Origin of the sequence: Mycobacterium sp. SM3041, from assembly GCF_039668335.1 — a bacterium.
GTDB lineage: Bacteria > Actinomycetota > Actinomycetes > Mycobacteriales > Mycobacteriaceae > Mycobacterium.
In genome coordinates this window covers 1-15511 of sequence record NZ_JAYXBQ010000017.1, presented here as the reverse complement: position 1 = coordinate 15511, position 15511 = coordinate 1, and the positions used below count along the sequence as shown (strand labels likewise).

At 66.7% G+C, this 15511-nt stretch carries 17 protein-coding genes; 8 read left to right on the top strand and 9 right to left on the bottom strand.

Going from position 1 to position 15511, the window contains the following annotated elements; translation table 11 throughout:
* Nucleotides 1-67: 67 nt before the first annotated feature.
* The 4 genes from VXD91_RS05045 to VXD91_RS05030 form a co-directional block, all read right to left on the bottom strand.
* Complete coding sequence (locus VXD91_RS05045) at nucleotides 68-2167, bottom strand: LCP family protein (RefSeq protein WP_318987061.1); 2100 nt, start codon at nucleotides 2165-2167, stop codon at nucleotides 68-70.
* Nucleotides 2168-2169: 2 nt separating this feature from the next.
* Nucleotides 2170-3345, bottom strand: coding sequence for a tRNA dihydrouridine synthase DusB (gene dusB, locus VXD91_RS05040; RefSeq protein ID WP_318987086.1), 1176 nt, complete (start codon nucleotides 3343-3345; stop codon nucleotides 2170-2172).
* On the bottom strand, nucleotides 3333-4334 hold the full coding sequence (locus tag VXD91_RS05035; RefSeq protein WP_212813375.1) for an acyl-ACP desaturase: 1002 nt from the start codon (nucleotides 4332-4334) through the stop codon (nucleotides 3333-3335). The genes dusB and VXD91_RS05035 overlap by 13 nt, the downstream gene beginning before the upstream one ends.
* 130 nt (nucleotides 4335-4464) lie before the next feature.
* Nucleotides 4465-5052 (bottom strand): TetR/AcrR family transcriptional regulator, encoded by a 588-nt coding sequence (locus VXD91_RS05030; protein WP_020098821.1) that lies wholly within the window; start codon nucleotides 5050-5052, stop codon nucleotides 4465-4467.
* Between the two features lie 99 nt (nucleotides 5053-5151).
* Between VXD91_RS05030 and VXD91_RS05025 the strand changes: the two genes are divergently transcribed.
* From VXD91_RS05025 to VXD91_RS05005, 5 genes are all read left to right on the top strand, one after another.
* Nucleotides 5152-6126, top strand: coding sequence for an oxygenase MpaB family protein (locus VXD91_RS05025; RefSeq protein ID WP_318987060.1), 975 nt, complete (start codon nucleotides 5152-5154; stop codon nucleotides 6124-6126).
* Between the two features lie 111 nt (nucleotides 6127-6237).
* Nucleotides 6238-6603, top strand: coding sequence for a group 1 truncated hemoglobin (locus tag VXD91_RS05020; protein ID WP_318987059.1), 366 nt, complete (start codon nucleotides 6238-6240; stop codon nucleotides 6601-6603).
* 61 nt (nucleotides 6604-6664) lie between these two features.
* Nucleotides 6665-7807 (top strand): protein kinase, encoded by a 1143-nt coding sequence (locus tag VXD91_RS05015; RefSeq protein WP_346414824.1) that lies wholly within the window; start codon nucleotides 6665-6667, stop codon nucleotides 7805-7807.
* Nucleotides 7808-7871: 64 nt separating this feature from the next.
* The gene (locus tag VXD91_RS05010; protein ID WP_318987057.1) at nucleotides 7872-8210 is read left to right on the top strand and encodes a winged helix-turn-helix domain-containing protein; all 339 of its coding nucleotides are present in this window, start codon (nucleotides 7872-7874) and stop codon (nucleotides 8208-8210) included.
* Entirely contained in the window at nucleotides 8210-8869 is a 660-nt protein-coding gene (locus VXD91_RS05005; RefSeq protein WP_318987056.1) for a cation transporter, read from the top strand. Before VXD91_RS05010 ends, VXD91_RS05005 begins: the two co-directional genes overlap by 1 nt.
* A gap of 15 nt (nucleotides 8870-8884) precedes the next feature.
* On the opposite strand, the gene VXD91_RS05000 is transcribed toward VXD91_RS05005, so the two are convergent.
* The 3 genes from VXD91_RS05000 to VXD91_RS04990 are packed head-to-tail and all read right to left on the bottom strand — an operon-like array spanning nucleotide 8885 to nucleotide 12333.
* On the bottom strand, nucleotides 8885-10507 hold the full coding sequence (locus VXD91_RS05000; RefSeq protein ID WP_318987055.1) for an AMP-binding protein: 1623 nt from the start codon (nucleotides 10505-10507) through the stop codon (nucleotides 8885-8887).
* Nucleotides 10508-10519: 12 nt separating this feature from the next.
* Nucleotides 10520-11509 carry an SDR family NAD(P)-dependent oxidoreductase gene (locus VXD91_RS04995; RefSeq protein ID WP_318987054.1) on the bottom strand — a complete coding sequence of 330 codons (990 nt, stop codon included), beginning with the start codon at nucleotides 11507-11509 and terminating at the stop codon, nucleotides 10520-10522.
* Between the two features lie 32 nt (nucleotides 11510-11541).
* On the bottom strand, nucleotides 11542-12333 hold the full coding sequence (locus VXD91_RS04990) for an SDR family oxidoreductase (RefSeq protein ID WP_318987053.1): 792 nt from the start codon (nucleotides 12331-12333) through the stop codon (nucleotides 11542-11544).
* Nucleotides 12334-12413: 80 nt separating this feature from the next.
* Here VXD91_RS04990 and VXD91_RS04985 point away from each other — a divergent pair, with 80 nt between their 5' ends.
* A complete protein-coding gene (locus tag VXD91_RS04985) occupies nucleotides 12414-13136 on the top strand; it encodes a MerR family transcriptional regulator (RefSeq protein ID WP_318987052.1) in 723 nt (240 codons plus the stop codon).
* A gap of 3 nt (nucleotides 13137-13139) precedes the next feature.
* On the opposite strand, the gene VXD91_RS04980 is transcribed toward VXD91_RS04985, so the two are convergent.
* Nucleotides 13140-13490 (bottom strand): YiiD C-terminal domain-containing protein, encoded by a 351-nt coding sequence (locus VXD91_RS04980; RefSeq protein WP_318987051.1) that lies wholly within the window; start codon nucleotides 13488-13490, stop codon nucleotides 13140-13142.
* 700 nt (nucleotides 13491-14190) lie between these two features.
* Between VXD91_RS04980 and VXD91_RS04975 the strand changes: the two genes are divergently transcribed.
* Together VXD91_RS04975 and VXD91_RS04970 are read left to right on the top strand one after the other, a co-directional pair.
* Nucleotides 14191-15054, top strand: a complete 864-nt coding sequence (locus VXD91_RS04975; RefSeq protein WP_318987336.1) for an STAS domain-containing protein — start codon at nucleotides 14191-14193, stop codon at nucleotides 15052-15054.
* Nucleotides 15055-15056: 2 nt separating this feature from the next.
* Complete coding sequence (locus VXD91_RS04970; RefSeq protein WP_318987337.1) at nucleotides 15057-15341, top strand: hypothetical protein; 285 nt, start codon at nucleotides 15057-15059, stop codon at nucleotides 15339-15341.
* Here the strand turns inward: VXD91_RS04970 and VXD91_RS04965 are convergent.
* Nucleotides 15329-15511, bottom strand: a 183-nt coding sequence (locus VXD91_RS04965; RefSeq protein WP_346414822.1) for a hypothetical protein, incomplete at its 5' end; no start/stop codon positions are given. The two genes, VXD91_RS04970 and VXD91_RS04965, sit on opposite strands and share 13 nt — an antisense overlap.

Sequence of the window (15511 nt, the reverse complement as noted above, 5' to 3'; positions counted from 1 at the left end):
TACTTTCTGGCCCTTGGACATGCCGTGATCTGGCAATGAACGGCCGGTGAATGGGACAGGTCAGATGCTATTTGCAGGTGGTGTCGGCCGCATTGGTGATGCTGAGGTCTTCCGGCAACTTGGTCGGCTCACCCGACAGGCTGCCATGGGTCACCCGCATCTGGGCGGCTGAACCGCTGGCGGCCGGGGTTCCCACCGCGGTGAAATCGGTCCCGAGCACCACGCGCACCACGTCGCCCAGGCCCGACACCCGCTCGACGTGGGCGTTGGGCAACGTGGACGCCACGGTCGCGGCGGCCTGTTCGTGCCCTGCCGAGTAGAACACCGTCGTCGACGTCACCTGACCCTGGTAGTCGTCCGGCGAGTTGACGGTGAAGCCGTGCTGCTCGAGTTCCTTGGTCGCCGTCGCGGCCAAGCCGTCCTGGCCGGTCGAGTTGGACACCCGGACCGTCACCTGGCTCGGGTCGGTCGTCGTGGTGTTGACCTCTTCGCCGTCCGGGCTGGCCGCGGTGCTACTGGGGGCAGCCGGCGTGGGCGGAACCGGGGTGTTGTCGGCGTTGCGTTCCTCGGGCAGTGGCTCGTCGTTGATGATCGCGTCGAACAGCGCGCGCATGTCGTCGACCCGCGGCGGTTCGTTGCCCTCGGAGTCGGTGACGCCGGTGGGCACGGTGACGAAGGTGACGCGGCCGGCGCTGACGCCCTGGATGGACTGGCCGAGCTGCACCAGGTCCTTGGTGGTGACGTTGTCGACCGAGGAGTCGTTGATGAACAGGTTGACGACGTTGTTGAGCTTGCCGATGTTGAAGAACGTGTCCTTGGAGATCATCGACCGCAGCAGGGAGGACAGGAACATCTGCTGGCGCTTGATGCGGCCGTAGTCACCGTTGACCTCGGTGGTGACCTGGCGGGCGCGCACGTACTGCAGCGCGGTGTGACCGTCGATGACCTGGCGGCCGGAGTGCTCCAGCACGGTGCCCAGTTCGTAGTCCTCGAGCGGTGTGCTGCTGCAGACCTCGACGCCGCCGACGGCGTCCACGAGTTTGGAGAAGCCGGCGAAATCGACTGCCATGAACCGGTTCACCGACAGGCCGGACAGCTTCTGGATCACCTTCACCAGGCACTTCGGCCCGCCGAAAGAGTAGGCCGAATTCAGCTTGGTCTCGGTGTAAACCTGGTCGGGCCCATAGCTTTTCGTGTCTTCGTCGTAGATGGGCCCGTAGCCGCCGGTCTTCGGATCCCAGGCTTCGCACTGCGTCGACTTGATGGCCAGGTCGCGCGGGAACGACACCGCCACAACGCGTTTGCGGTTCGCCGGGATGTTGACCAGCATGATCGTGTCGGAGCGGGTGCCGCCGGCGTCTTCGGTGGTGCCGGCACCCATGTCGGCGTTCTGGCCGTAGCGGCTGTCGACGCCGACGATCAGGAAGTTCTCGTCGCCGAACTGTGCGTTGGGGTCGATGATGTCGCGGGAGTTGAGGTCCAGCGCCGAGACCCGGTTCATGTTGTTGTTCTTGATGTTCTGCCACTGCCAGGCGGCGCCGGTCATCGACAGCGCGATGACGGCCACCAGCGCCATGAGGATGCGACCGGCGACCGCGAACCTGTGGCGGGTGTGGTGATCGACCGGTGGGGGCGCGTCGATGTGCGCCGGCCGCTCGGGATGGTCGATGTAGTTCCGGACGTCCGTGCGCACCACGGCCCGCGGCCGTTCGGGCAGCGCGTCGGGGTCGGCGAGCGGCGCGCCGAAAACCTCTGTGACGGGCTCGGATTCGACTCGACGGCGGGCGGTGCGCGCGGGCTCCTCGGCCACTGGTGGGGCGACGGGCTCGAGCTTCGGCGCGTTCCGTGGCGCCGGGGCCGGCTTCGGCGCGGGCCGCTGGGGCTTCGGCGGCTCGGGTGGTGCGGGTGCCTCGACGACAGGTGCCGGCGGCACCGCGCCGCCCGAGAGCCGGGCGATGAGTTCGGCGACGGTGACGCCACCGCCGCCGTGGCTACCGGTTTCCTCGTCGTCCGCGCTCTCGTCGTCCGGCTGGCTCTGCAGGCGACCGGCCCGTTCCCACGGCGCCCGGACGGGGCCCGCGGCCCGCGTCGTACGGGTTACCCAGGGGTTGTCACCGGCAGCATCGCCGTCACCCTCACCGGGGGTGGTCCGGTCGCGGTCGCTCACGTTTACCCGCCGGAGTTGACCATGTCGGCGCCGAACGGCACCGTGCAGTCGTCGGGGTCGTCCAGCCAGCCTTCGGGCAGCACCACGGAACCCGGCGACCCCTGCCGGCCTCGTGGGCCCTCTGCGCAGTCCGGGAACGGCACATCGGAATCCAGTTGGGTGAGCAGCTCGTCGAGTTCGGCCAGGGTTTTCACCAGGGCCAGCGCGCGACGCAGCTCAGCGCCGGCGGGCAACCCGTGCAGGTACCAGGCGACGTGCTTGCGGATGTCGCGCATGCCCTTGTCCTCGCCGAAATGATCGGCGAGCAGCTGGCCGTGCCGGCGGATGATGTCCCCGATCTCGCCGAGCGTCGGCGGGGTGGGGCGGGGCTGGCCGTTGAAGGCGGCGGACAGTTCGGCGAACAGCCAGGGCCGGCCCAGGCAGCCGCGGCCGATGACGACGCCGTCGCAGCCGGTCTCGGCCATCATCCGCAGTGCGTCGTCGGCGTCGAAGATGTCGCCGTTACCGAGCACCGGGATGCCGGTGACATGGGCTTTCAGTGCGGCGATCTGGTCCCAGTCGGCGGTGCCGGAGTAGCGCTGCGCGGCGGTGCGGGCATGCAGTGCGACGGCCGCGGCACCTTCCTCGGCGGCGATCCGGCCGGCATCGAGGTGCGTGTGGTGGGCGTCGTCGATCCCGACCCGGAATTTCACGGTGACGGGAATGTCGGTGCCTTCGGTCGCGCGGACGGCTGCCGCCACGATCTGGCCGAACAGCTTGCGTTTGTAGGGCAGGGCCGAGCCACCGCCGCGGCGCGTGACCTTGGGCACCGGGCAGCCGAAGTTCATGTCGATGTGGTCGGCCATGTTCTCGTCGACGATCATCTTGGCCGCAGCGTACGTGGTCGCCGGGTCGACGGTATAGAGCTGCAGGGAGCGGGGCGATTCCTCGGGCGCGAACGTCGTCATGTGCAGCGTCGCGGCGTTGCGCTCGACGAGCGCCCGCGCGGTGACCATTTCACAGACGTACAGGCCGCTCACGGTGCCCACGCGGGCGAGCTCCTGCTCGCGGCACAGAGTGCGGAAGGCGACGTTCGTCACACCGGCCATCGGCGCGAGGACGACCGGAGAACGCAACGAGATCGGCCCGATCCGAAGGGATCGGGCCGTCTCGTTGACAGCTTCGGTTACGACGCTGATGTCGACACCAGGAGGTTCTTCATGGCCTTCTTCTCGGCCATCTTCCGCTCACGCTCGAGGCGACGTTCCTTGGCCACCTCGAACTTCGCGCAGGTGTCCTCGAGCTCCTTGATGATCCGGCCGAGGTCGTCGCGCAGGCGCGCGCCCTCACCGGTGAAGTCCTCGCGCTCGAAGATGCGCCACTTCTTGAGCACCGGCATGAGGACGTCATCGAGGTGGATGCGCGGGTCGTAGACGCCACCGACGGCGATGATGACGGCCTTGCGGCGGAAGTCGGGCACGGTGTACCCGGGCATCTTGAAGTTCTCCACGATGCGGTGCAGCGAGGCCATCGCCTGGTTCGGGTTGATGTCCAGGCCGGCGGCCGAGACATCGCGGTAGAAGATCATGTGCAGGTTCTCGTCACCCGAGATGCGCTGCAGCAGTTGGTCGGCGACGGGGTCGTTGCAGGCCTTGCCGGTGTTGCGGTGCGAGACGCGGGTGGCCAGCTCCTGGAACGAGACGTACATGACCGAGTCGAACAGGCTCTCGGCGAACAGGTCGCCCTGCAGGTTCTGGCCGGGCGAGAAGCCACGCGTGACCTGCTCGACGCGCAGTTCCTCGAGCTCGACCGGGTCGCAGTTGCGGGTGACGACGAGGTAGTCGCGCAAGGCGATGCCGTGGCGGTTCTCCTCGGCGGTCCACCGGTTCACCCAGTAGCCCCAGGCGCCGTCCATGCCCATGTTCATCGCGATCTCGCGGTGGTAGGACGGCAGGTTGTCCTCGGTCAGCAGGTTCTGGACCATGGCGGTCTGGGCGACCTCGGAGAGCTTCGACTGCTCCGGATCCCAGTCCTGGCCGCCGAGGGCGTAGTAGTTCTTGCCCTCTTTCCAGGGGATGTAGTCGTGCGGGTTCCAGTCTTTCCGCATGCTCATGTGGCGGTCGACGAGCGTCTCGACGACCGGCTCCAGCTCATGCAGCAGCTGAAGGTCGGTGTAGTCGGCTGTCATGGCGCCTCCCGAATAGATATCTGTACCTGTTGGTAGCAGTCAGAGTATCTGTGTCCCGTAGTGACATCAAGTTGCTGTGACGCATGTCCGATCGGTGAATCTGAACTGTGATGTCGCGGCTTCGTAGGTGTTACCGGTGCGACGGGACCCGGCTCATCAGCATGTCGACGCAGTAGTCGACGAACTGCTCGCGGGTGACGGGCAGCTTGCCGCCCAGATATCCGGTGAACAGCGCGGTGAGGGCGCCGATGAGGCTGGTGGCCTCGAGTGCCCGCCGCGCCGGATCGCCGTCGGGGAACATCTTGTGCTGCAGCAGTTCGATGAAGCTCGGCATCCAGTCGGCGCCCGACCGGGTGAGGACCGGCTCCTGCGCCGGGGCGATGAGCAGTACACGGCCGCGGGTGGGGTCGTCGACCATCATGGTGACGAATCGCTCGACGGCGTCGCGCGGACTCTGTGAGGTGGTCAGTGCCGCCATGGCCGTCGTGCACACCTCGTCGTACACGGCGCGGACGAAATCCTCACGGTCGGTGAAGCTTTCGTAAAAATAGCGCTCGGTCAGGCCGGCGGTGCGGCACACCGTCCGGACCGTCGCCGCCGGGCCGTCGGAATGGCCGAGGGCGGCGATGCCGGCTTCGATGAGCGCCTCGCGGCGCCGCGTCGGGCGGTCCGCCAGGGGGACGGCGGACCAGCGGCCCTGTCGTTGACCGGAAGGCACGTGACTCCTAAGCTGTGGCTGACAACGCGTGTAGTCAGGATACCCGCTGACATCCAGGAAAGAATGCCGGTGACTCAAAATACTTCCGACGCATGCCCCATGACCAGCGACTCTGCGCCCGTGGCGGCCGGCTGCCCGGTCACTGCCGGTGGTTATGACGCGGTGCCGCTGGGGCCCGACTCGCTGACGTGGAAGTACTTCGGCCAGTGGACCGGGCTGTTCCAGGGCACCTGGGCGGGCTCGATGCAGAACATGCATCCGCAGCTCGGGGCGGCAGTCGAGGAGCACTCGATCTTCTTCATGGAGCGGATTCCGCGGCTGCTCCGGTCGATCTACCCGATCGGCGGCGTGGTGTTCGACGGCGATCGCGCGCCCCAGACCGGCGCCGAGGTGCGGGACTACCACATCGGGATCAAGGGCGTCGACAAGCAGGGGCGCCGTTACAGCGCGCTGAACCCCGACGTTTTCTACTGGGCCCATTCGACGTTCTTCAAGTCGACCCTGCTGGCCGCCGAGAAGTTCGGCGGCGGCATCTCCGAAGCGGACAAGCGACAGCTGTTCGACGAGCACGTGCAGTGGTACCGCATGTACGGCATGAGCATGCGGCCCGTGCCGAAGAGCTGGGAGGACTTCGAGGTCTACTGGGATCACATGTGCCGCAACGTCCTGGAGAACAACTATGCGGCGCGCGAGGTCATGGATTTGTCGACCATGCCCAAACATCCGTCGCTGCAATGGATTCCGGACTGGCTGTGGGCCCAGAACCTCAAGGTGATGCAGCGCTTCCTGACGTTCATGACGGTGGCCCTCTACGACCCGCCGGTGCGCGAACTGATGGGCTACACGTGGTCTGCTCGTCAGCAATGGGTGCATGACCGCCTGTGCCAGGTCATCACGCTGGTCTCGAAATACGGCCCGAAGCGCAGGCTCATGCATCCGCGCAAGCGATCGGCGATCGACCGGGCGACCGGCCGGCTGCCCATCGATTCACCGCTGGTGGAGACGCCCGCACGTAACCTGCCGCCGGTCGAGTACCGGGGCCAGCCGCAGTTCTACTGCCCAAAGGTGGACTGACCCAGGCGTTTTGCGGTACTCGCAGCATTTCGAGGGGTCTGTGAGATCGATTTAGTCGCTGGGTCACCGTCGAGCAATGGTTAGGCAACACGGCCGGTGTTGGCTCGACGCATGACGAGCATCTATGAACAGATCGGAGGGGCAGAGGCGCTCGAACAGGTGGTGGCGGACTTCTACGAGCGCGTGCTGGCCGACCCGGAACTCGCCGGCTTCTTCGCCGGGGCGAACATGCCACGGCTCAAGGGTCGGCAGGTGGAATTCTTCGCCGCGGCATTGGGTGGGCCGGAGCCCTACACGGGCGCATCCATGCGGGACATCCACCGCGGCCGGGGGATCTCCAGGCAGCACTTCAATCTGGTCGCCGCATATCTGAGTGAAAGCCTGGCTGCGGCGGGCGTTCCGGCGCGGACAGTGCAGCGGATCATGGCAGCGATCGCGCCGCTGGCCGACGACATCGCTACGGCAAAGAGCGCCTGAGCGCCCACGGCACCGACTCTGCCTGGGCCCGCGGGGTGGCATCAGGACTAGCGTTGAGGCCATGTCAGTGCCGGGCGTTCTCGCCGACCGCTACCAATTGCGCGGGACGCTGGGCCACGGCGGTATGGCAGAGGTGCGCGACGCCTGGGACACCCAGTTGCAGCGCCCGGTGGCCGTCAAACTGCTGTACGCGCAGTTCAGTAATCAGCCGGACTTCCGGCATCGCTTCCAGGTCGAGGCCCGCGCGGCGGCCGGGCTGAACCATCCGCACGTCGTCGCGGTGCACGATTACGGCGAGCAGGACGGCACCCCGTTCATCGTCATGGAACGGCTGCCGGGACGGACGTTGGCCGACGTGATCGCCGCGGGTCCGCTGCCCCAACACGTGGTCCGAGCCGTCCTCGACGGCGTGCTCTCGGCGCTGGCCGCGGCCCACGCGGCAGGCATTCTGCACCGCGACATCAAGCCCGGAAACATCCTCCTGGCCGATTCGGGAGCGGCGAAGATCGCCGATTTCGGCATCGCCAAGAGCGCCGACTCGAACCACACCGTGGCCGGCCAGGTGGTCGGCACGATGGGCTATCTCAGCGCCGAGCGGCTGTCGGGACGGCCCGCGACGGTGGCCGACGACCTCTACGCCGTCGGGGTCGTCGGGTACGAGGCACTCACCGGCCGGCGGCCCTTTCCGCAGGACAACCTCGTCGACCTGGCGCGGGCCGTCACCGAAGGGCATCCGGTGCCACTGCGGGCGTTGCGTCCCGATGTCGACCCCACGCTGGCGGTCGTCGTCGAACGGGCGATGGCCCGCGACCCGCGGGCGCGCTTCGGCAGTGCCGAGGAGATGCGTGCCGGCCTGTCCGGCGCCGTGCCCGCCGGTCGTCCCCCGACGCTGGTGCTCGGGCAGCCGCTACCGGACCCGACGACGTCGCTGCTGCCGGTCGCCGCGCCGCGCCGCAGCTCGCGACTGCTGCTCTGGGGTGCGGCTGTCATCGTGGTGCTGGTGACGGTCGTCGCGGTGATCGTCGACGCCGCGTCACGGCCGTCGACGCCGGCGCCGGTCGGCACGAGCACACCGGAGCCGACCCCGACGTCCACGTCGGCGCCGCCGCTGACCTCCACCCCGGTGCCCATCGACGACCGTCCCACGCCCAACGGTCCGGGAAACGGGCACGGCAAAGGCCCGAAGAACAAGCACCGCGACTGAACCGCGATAGCGCGCAGAGTGTACATAGATTTATGGATACAGAATTTCATGTACATTTCAAGACGTGGCAACCGCGCAGCACACCGACGCTCTGTCTCGTTTCGGGCATGCCCTGTCGGATTCGACGCGGGCGCGAGTCCTGTTGAGCCTCAACCGGTCTCCCGGGTATCCGTCCGAGCTCGCTGACCAGTTAGGCGTCTCTCGGCAGATCCTCTCCAATCACCTGACATGCTTGCGCGGCTGCGGGCTGGTGGTCGCAGTACCGGAAGGTCGCCGCATGCGATACGAGCTCGCGGACCACCGCATCGGGCGTGCGCTCGACGACCTCATGGGTTTGGTCCTTGCGGTGGATCCTGACTGCGTGTGCATCGGTGCCGACGGCGAGCCGTGCGGGTGCGCCTGATGACGCTCGCCGAGCCCCGTCGCGGGCAGCTGGCGCGACGCATCCGGTGGCTGGTCGCGGCGACCATCTCCTACAACGTCATCGAGGCCGTCGTGGCGCTGTCGGAAGGGGCCCGGGTGTCATCGGCTGCGTTGGTCGGTTTCGGCCTCGACTCGGTGATCGAGGTGTCTTCGGCTGCGGCGGTCGCCTGGCAGTTCGCGGGCGCCGATCCGGAAGCCCGCGAGAAGGCCGCCCTGCGCGTCATCGCGTTCTCGTTCTTCGCGCTGGCCGCCTACGTGACGGCCGACGCGATCCGTGCCCTGCTGGGTTTCGGCGAAGCCCGGCACTCGACTGTCGGCATCGTGCTCGCGGCGGCAAGCCTGATCGTCATGCCGGTGCTGTCGTACGCACAACGACGGGCCGGCCGGGAACTCGGATCGCGTTCGGCGGTGGCTGATTCCAAGCAGACACTGCTGTGCACCTACCTGTCGGCCGTGCTGTTGATCGGTCTCGTGGTCAACAGTGTTCTGGGCTGGTCGTGGGCCGACCCGATCGCGGCGTTGGTGATCGCCGGGATCGCGGTGAGGGAAGGTGTGGGCGCCTTGCGAGGCGATGTGTGCTGTGCGCCGGCCGTCCGCGAGCCCGCCGCAGCACCCGACGGGTGTGGCTGCTCTGACTGAGCCCGACGGGGGCTCTCAGTCGTTCCGGGCGACCAGATCCCGCTTGAGCACCTTGCCCGTCGGGTTGCGCGGCAGCTCGTCGAGGAACACCACCTCGCGCGGCACCTTGTAGCGGGCCAGGTTGTCCTTGACGAACTGCTTGACCTCATCCTCCGACACCTCGGTCCCCTCGACGGTGACCACGAAGGCGCGCAGGCGTTTTCCGAACTCCTCGTCGTCGACGCCGACGGCGGAGGCCTCCACGATGGCGGGGTGGGTGATCAGCAGTTCCTCGACCTCGACGGGGAACACGTTCTCGCCGCCGGAGACGATCATGTCGTCGTCGCGGCCGTCGATGTAGAGGCGGCCCTTGTCGTCGAAGTGCCCGACGTCGCCGCTGGCCATCAAGCCGTCGATGAACTCCTTGGTGCCGCCACCGGTGTAGCCCTCGAATTGCGTTGCCGCACCGACGAATATCCGGCCGGTTCCGGGGGAAGGCACCTCGTGGCCGTTATCGTCGAAGATCTTGATCCGGCAGCCGAGCATCGGCTTGCCGACAGAAGTGGGTGCCTCGCGGATGTCGGCGGGTGTCGCCATGGTCGCAAGCGCCACTTCCGTTGAGCCGTAGAGGTTGTAGACCACCTCACCGAGCAGGTCCTGTGCGGCGGTGGCGACGGCCGCGGGCAACTGGGAGCCGGCGCAGAAGACGGCGCGCAGGCTCGTGGTGTCGTAGCTGCGGACGGTGTCCGCGCCGAGGCCCAGCACCCGCTGCAGCATGATCGGCACGACGCACACCGTGGTGGCCTGGTGCCGCTCGATGTCCGCCACCAGTTGTTCGGCCTCGAACTTGCGCCGCAGCACCAACTTTGAACCCAGCGCGATCGTCATGATGGCGATCAGCAGACCCGTGCCGTGGAACAGGGGCGGCCCGATGATGGTGGCTTCACGCGCACGCATCGGCAGCCGCTCCAACAGACCGCCCGGGAGGATGAAGCTGCGCGGCTCGGCGCGCGGTGCGCCCTTGGGCGTGCCCGTCGTGCCGCTCGTCAGCAGGATGATCCGGCCCTGCTTGGCTGGAGCCGGCGGCGCCTTGGGCGACGCGTCGGCCGCGAGGGCGTCGAGATCGTCACTGGCGCTGTCGATATCGGTGACGTACGTGCCGCGCGGGGCCTCGATGTCGGCGACCAGATCGGTGAACTCGACGTCATGCACCAGCAGGTCGACGCCTTCGCGGTTGGCGACCTCTGCGGCCTGGCGGGCCGAGAACGCCGTGTTGAGCCACACCGCGTTGACCCCGGCGCGCGACGCGGCGAACGCCACGATCAGGGGTGCGCGGTGGTTGCGGCAGAGGATGCCGACGGTGGCTCCGGGGGCCAGGCGAGCACGCAATGCGTTGGCAATCCGGTTGACCGCCTGATCGAATTCGGCGTACGTCAGCTCGCCGCGCTCGTCGGCGATCGCCGGATAGGCGCCGTGCCGGATCGCGGCGATGCGCGGTGCGGCGCCGAACGGCCCGTAGGTGTTGAGTGCCGCCAGGACCTGCACCAACCGGTGCGGCAGGTCGACGCCGATGGCGCCGGCCCGCACCAATGCCACGAGGGCGCGGGTTTCGAGACCGGCCCGCCGGGCCGGCTCGGCAAGCAGTGAGTTCAGCTCCATCAGGTTCCTTTTCTATTCAGCCGCAACGGGTTCGGCGGACTCTGCCGGTGCCGCCTGCGCAGCGGCGGACTCACCGAACATCGAGTAGACCTTGTTCCGCACCAGGTCGAACGGACGCGGGCTGAGGGCGTCGGTGAGGGCCGTCAGCTGTCCGGACGGCGGGCTCAGGCGGCGCGGCCGGTGCATGATCGCGTCGCACAGCGTGGCCGCGGCCTGCTCGGGCGTCAGGGTGGGGAAGCGGTCGTACATCTTGGTCGGGGCGATCATCGCGGTCCGCACCAACGGCATGTGCACCGTCGTGAAGGTGATGTTCTCCGACACCGTCTCACCTTGCAACGTGTCGCACAGTCCGTCCAGTGCCGACTTGCTGGCGATGTAGGCGCCGAAGCGCGGCAGCTTGGTCTGCACGCCGATCGAGGACACGTTGATGATGTGCCCGAAGCCGCGCTCACGCATGCCCGGCGTGAACTTCAGGATGAGCTGGACGGGCGCGAAGTAGTTGAGCTGCATGGTCCGCTGGTAGTCGTGCATCCGGTCGTGGGACAGCTCCAGCGAGCGGCGGATGGACCGGCCGGCGTTGTTGATGAGGATGTCGACATGACCCAGGTCGGCCAGCACCTGGTCGGCCATGGCGCCGATGGCGTCGAGGTCGCTCAGGTCGCACGGGTACACGTGCGCGGTGCCGCCGTCGGCGCGGATGTCCTCGGCGACGCGTTCCAGGTTCTCCCGGGTGCGGGCCACCAGCACGACCTCGCCGCCGGCGGCGCCGATGCGGCGGGCGGTGGTCTCGCCGATACCGGCCGAGGCGCCCGTGATCACCACGATCTTCCCCGCGACGGCGTCCTCGAGTGTGTAGCCGGTGAGGGCGTCGACCACGGTCTGCAGGTAGATCGGGCGGGTCTTGATGGGCGTGTTCATGACGCTGGCGAACACGGCGAGCGGCTTGGCGCTGACGGCGGCGACGGGCTTGGTCGCCAGTGCGGTGATGTCGGAGAGGTTCATGGCAGGTGGTCCGTTCTTGAGCGGGGTCGATTTCAGCCCAGGGCCCGGCGGGCCAGGCGGAGGGCGGGCAGCAGCAGGGTGTGGGGAGTGATCGAGCCGGTGATGGCCATGAGCTTGACGACGGTGCCGGGCACGATCTGGCGGGCGCCGCCCTGCATGCCGTCGACGGCCTGCGTCGCGACGTCGACGGGGGAGACCTGAGCCGGCCGCAGGCTGAACTCGTGTGCCGAGGCGACCTCGGCCCATTCGGTGGGGACCGGTCCGGGGCACAGCGAGGTGCAGGAGACGCCCGTGCCGCGCAGTTCTTCGTGCACGGCTTCGGAGAACGAGTTGACGAACGCCTTGGACGCGCCGTAGGTCGCCATCGACGGCATGGGCTGGAAGGCCACGACGGAGGCGACGTTGAGGACGGCGCCGGCGCCGCGTTCCACCATGCCGGGCAGCACGGCGTGCGTGAGTTCTTGCAGCGCAACAACGTTGACCTCGACCTGCTCGCGCTCGCGGTCCATCGGCAGCGTGTGGAAGGCGCCGCTGGTGCCGAAGCCGGCGGAGTTGCAGAGGCCGGCGACCGGCCGGGTGCGCAGTTCTTCGATCAGCGTCTGTCGCTGCGCAGCGTCGGCCAGATCGCATGGGCGCACCGTCACGCCGACGCCGTGGTCGGTGCGCAGTTCGTCGGCGAGGGCGTTGAGGCGGTCCTGGCGACGTGCGACCAGGAAGAGGCTGTAGCCGCGGGCGGCGAGCACGCGGGCCAGTTCGGTTCCGATTCCGGAGGAGGCGCCAGTGATGACGACCTCGGTGGTGCCATCGGGCTTCGGCAGGGTCATGTGGCTCTCATTTCCTAGTGACGTGTGACTGTGCCAGTAACACTGGCACAGTGTGAATGTTGGTGTCTATACTTCGTGGAATGACAGATGTCACAGTCGAGGAATTCACCATCGACGAACTGGCCGCGCGTACCGGCACGACGGTGCGAACCATTCGCTTCTACAACGAGAGCGGCCTGCTGCCGCCCGCCGAGAGGCGCGGCCGCCTCGCGTATTACGGTGCGCCACATCGCATTCGGCTCGAGTTGGTGCAGCAGCTGCAACAGCACGGCTACACGCTGGCCGCCATCACCAAGGTGCTGGCGCGGCTGCCGGAAGGCGCGACGGCCCACGACCTCGCCGTGCGTGCGGCACTTCTCACACCGTGGAGCCCGGCTGACGATGAGGCCGTCGACCTACGCGAACTTGAACAACGTGCCGGTCTGGCGCTGGACGACCGGGCCCTCGACACGCTCGAAGCCTTGGGTGCGATTCGACGCCTGGATGACGGCCGTTTCAGCGTCCGGCAGTCGGTGCTCGGCGCCGCCATGAACCTGCGCGACACCAACGTGCCGGCCGACGACATCCGGCGCCTGGCCGGCGTCGTCGACAAGCACATCGATGCCCTCGCCAATGAGGTGACGGACGTCGTGTTCAGCCGGATTCGCGAGGCGGAGGACCCCAATGTGTACCTCGGGCGGATCGCCAAGGTGGTGCCGAACCTGCGGCCGCTGGCGGCGCAGATGATGGCCGACCGCTTCACTGCCGCGATCAGTCAGGCGGTGCAGGAACGCGTGGCGGAACTGGAGATTCCGGCCAAATAGGCGCTACTTCCGCCGGAGCTGGCAGGTCGCCTGGGTGGTGGCGACGACGGTCCCGTCGGCGTCGGTGACCACGGCTTCGACGACGTACTCCGACTTACCGTTCTGTGCGGCTTCGGCCTCGATCCGCGCGATGTCGTCGCCGCTCATCTCGGCTTGGGCCCGCACATCGGATTTGGCGGGTGCCTTGTACTGGATCGACATGTCCTTGACGAGCGGGAAGAACTGGCTCTGGTCGAACGCGGTGAGCGCGAGAATCCCGCCGAGCACCTCAGCGACGGTGAACAACACCCCGGCATACATCACGCCAAAGTGGTTGCCGTTCCCCGCGATTGGGGCTGTCGTTAACCTCCGCAAGTGATAGCTTCGAGCCGACCCGCCTTGCTTGTGTCCCCTTCGACAGACCGCCCATAGGGGGCTCCTCGTCGGCCGCCGTCGGCTGCTGATTCTTCAGCGCGCCCCAGCAAATGAGCTGCCCGGTAACCACGAGGTGCAGCTGCAAGCCTCCAGGCTGGTATTTGCCGTCGTGGTGTGGTGGGCGCGGAACATGTCGCCGAGGTCAACTCGCACGGGCAGCGGTGGGTCGATCCGGCGGAAGTCCCCCGCCACGTGTCGGCCGGTATCGGGACCGCCGGCGGGTCACCCATTGTTCGATCGTACGTTCAATGGAACCGTTGGGGCGCCGGATACGTCTATACCGATATGCGAAACATTGCCGCCATCGACGCCGATCTCAGAATGATCGCCATCGTGGGAGTCGGCCAGCGCGAATTTGGCGCGGTCGATAGCACCACCGCGTTGGACCAGCTACTCGACGAGCGAAACTCGTTTGGTGGCCGACGACACCTCGATGGAACGTCGGGCGGCTTAATTGCTTGGATATGGGCAAGCCAGGTTTGTGACCACGAACGCTGCGGTGCGCCTACCGAACCGCTCCCCGGCCATGAGCGCGATGGTCCGCCTGCTCGACATGCGCCTGAAGCTCGATCAGTCCCGCGTTTTCGACAATGGGTCCCACAGTCACAATGAGGATTCTGGGGCGTGACATGATCTGGCAGTGAATCTGCGGCCGCCGCCAGGCATCAGGTATGCCGGGCCTTTCAAGGCCTCAACGCTTGGCGAATGGAGTGCAGAAACTCCCGCGGATGCCGATGAAGTTGTGATTGACATGTCGAAGGCGGCCTTTATCGACAGTATGGGACTCGCCACGATTGCCGCAGTTGCCGAAGACGCCGCGAACTGCGGACGGGCGCTGAGATTTATCGAGCCTCAGCACCACGCGGTCCGGACCTACATGTCACGTATGCATTTGGACGATTGTCTGCGACAATACTTTTGCTCTGGTGTCACTCTTCCCAAAGTTAATGAGCGAGATACTGGACACCGCCTATTCGAATTACAGCGCTTCGACACTAACGGCGGAGACGAACTCGCTGAACGCGTATTCCAGGCAATGGTTGCGGACGGAAGCAACCAAGCTGATGCAATCGAATTCTTCAAGGGAATATCCGAAGTCGTCAACAATGTTGCCGACCACAGTGGGGCCGGCGGCGGATGGGCGGCGATGCAAGTGATGCCGAGTAGCCTAGGTACCGGCTTGATCAACTTCGCGGTAGCAGACGCTGGGCACGGGTTCGAAACAACGCTGAGTCGGCGTTACTGGGTATCAGGCCCTGTGGACGCGATGGCGAAAGCCTTCCAGCGCACAGTCTCGGGTACTGGCGAAGCAGGGCGCGGCGCAGGGCTCGATGATCTTCATCAACGCATCCGCCGGCATCAGGGGAGCTTGACGGCTTGGAGCGGCGCGGCGATTGGACAGAACAGTGGTAGCAGTGGCCCTCTCTCGTGTCGACGGGTAACCGCTGCCTTCCCAGGAACAGTGATCTACGCTGGGTTTAAACCGAGCGCGAAGGAGGTGTAAGGATGACGGTTTCACTCGAAGCACCAGCATTGGCAGGTTCGCGCCCGCGGGCACAGCAGATCCTTGCAGAGCTTCCTCATGATCTGTCGGGTCAAGTGGTGCAGTTGCATTGCGCCTCGCTGATCGCGGCTGCCGCGTCGTTCGCTGATGAAATCGTGCGGGAAGTCCTCGTCAAACGGAACGCCCGACGACTTGAAGTCAGTAGCGTCTCCGATCGCGAGTTCATCGGATACCTGCGTGACCGCGCCGAGGTTCACAACGTCGCGGACCGTCTTCAGGTTTCGTAGCGCCTCAACTTGGCTGATAGGTACGCGTGCTCGTCATTGAGCTGCTGGAGGGTCGGCACGGACCTGTTCGCGTCCAGCGGGTCTTGGGGTTCGCCGAACATCAGATAGAACTCGGTCAGCTGGTTTCGGTAATGGATTGCGGCATTTCGTAGACATTCGATGTTGAGCAT

Bases quoted from the DNA above. Each gene is read 5' to 3' on its own strand.
- VXD91_RS05035 (WP_212813375.1), bottom strand. From the start codon at position 4,334: ATGACAGCCGACTACACCGACCTTCAGCTGCTGCATGAGCTGGAGCCG.
- VXD91_RS05025 (WP_318987060.1), top strand. From the start codon at position 5,152: ATGACCAGCGACTCTGCGCCCGTGGCGGCCGGCTGCCCGGTCACTGCC.
- VXD91_RS05020 (WP_318987059.1), top strand. From the start codon at position 6,238: ATGACGAGCATCTATGAACAGATCGGAGGGGCAGAGGCGCTCGAACAG.
- VXD91_RS05015 (WP_346414824.1), top strand. From the start codon at position 6,665: ATGTCAGTGCCGGGCGTTCTCGCCGACCGCTACCAATTGCGCGGGACG.
- VXD91_RS05005 (WP_318987056.1), top strand. From the start codon at position 8,210: ATGACGCTCGCCGAGCCCCGTCGCGGGCAGCTGGCGCGACGCATCCGG.
- VXD91_RS05000 (WP_318987055.1), bottom strand. From the start codon at position 10,507: ATGGAGCTGAACTCACTGCTTGCCGAGCCGGCCCGGCGGGCCGGTCTC.
- VXD91_RS04995 (WP_318987054.1), bottom strand. From the start codon at position 11,509: ATGAACCTCTCCGACATCACCGCACTGGCGACCAAGCCCGTCGCCGCC.
- VXD91_RS04990 (WP_318987053.1), bottom strand. From the start codon at position 12,333: ATGACCCTGCCGAAGCCCGATGGCACCACCGAGGTCGTCATCACTGGC.
- VXD91_RS04985 (WP_318987052.1), top strand. From the start codon at position 12,414: ATGACAGATGTCACAGTCGAGGAATTCACCATCGACGAACTGGCCGCG.
- VXD91_RS04970 (WP_318987337.1), top strand. From the start codon at position 15,057: ATGACGGTTTCACTCGAAGCACCAGCATTGGCAGGTTCGCGCCCGCGG.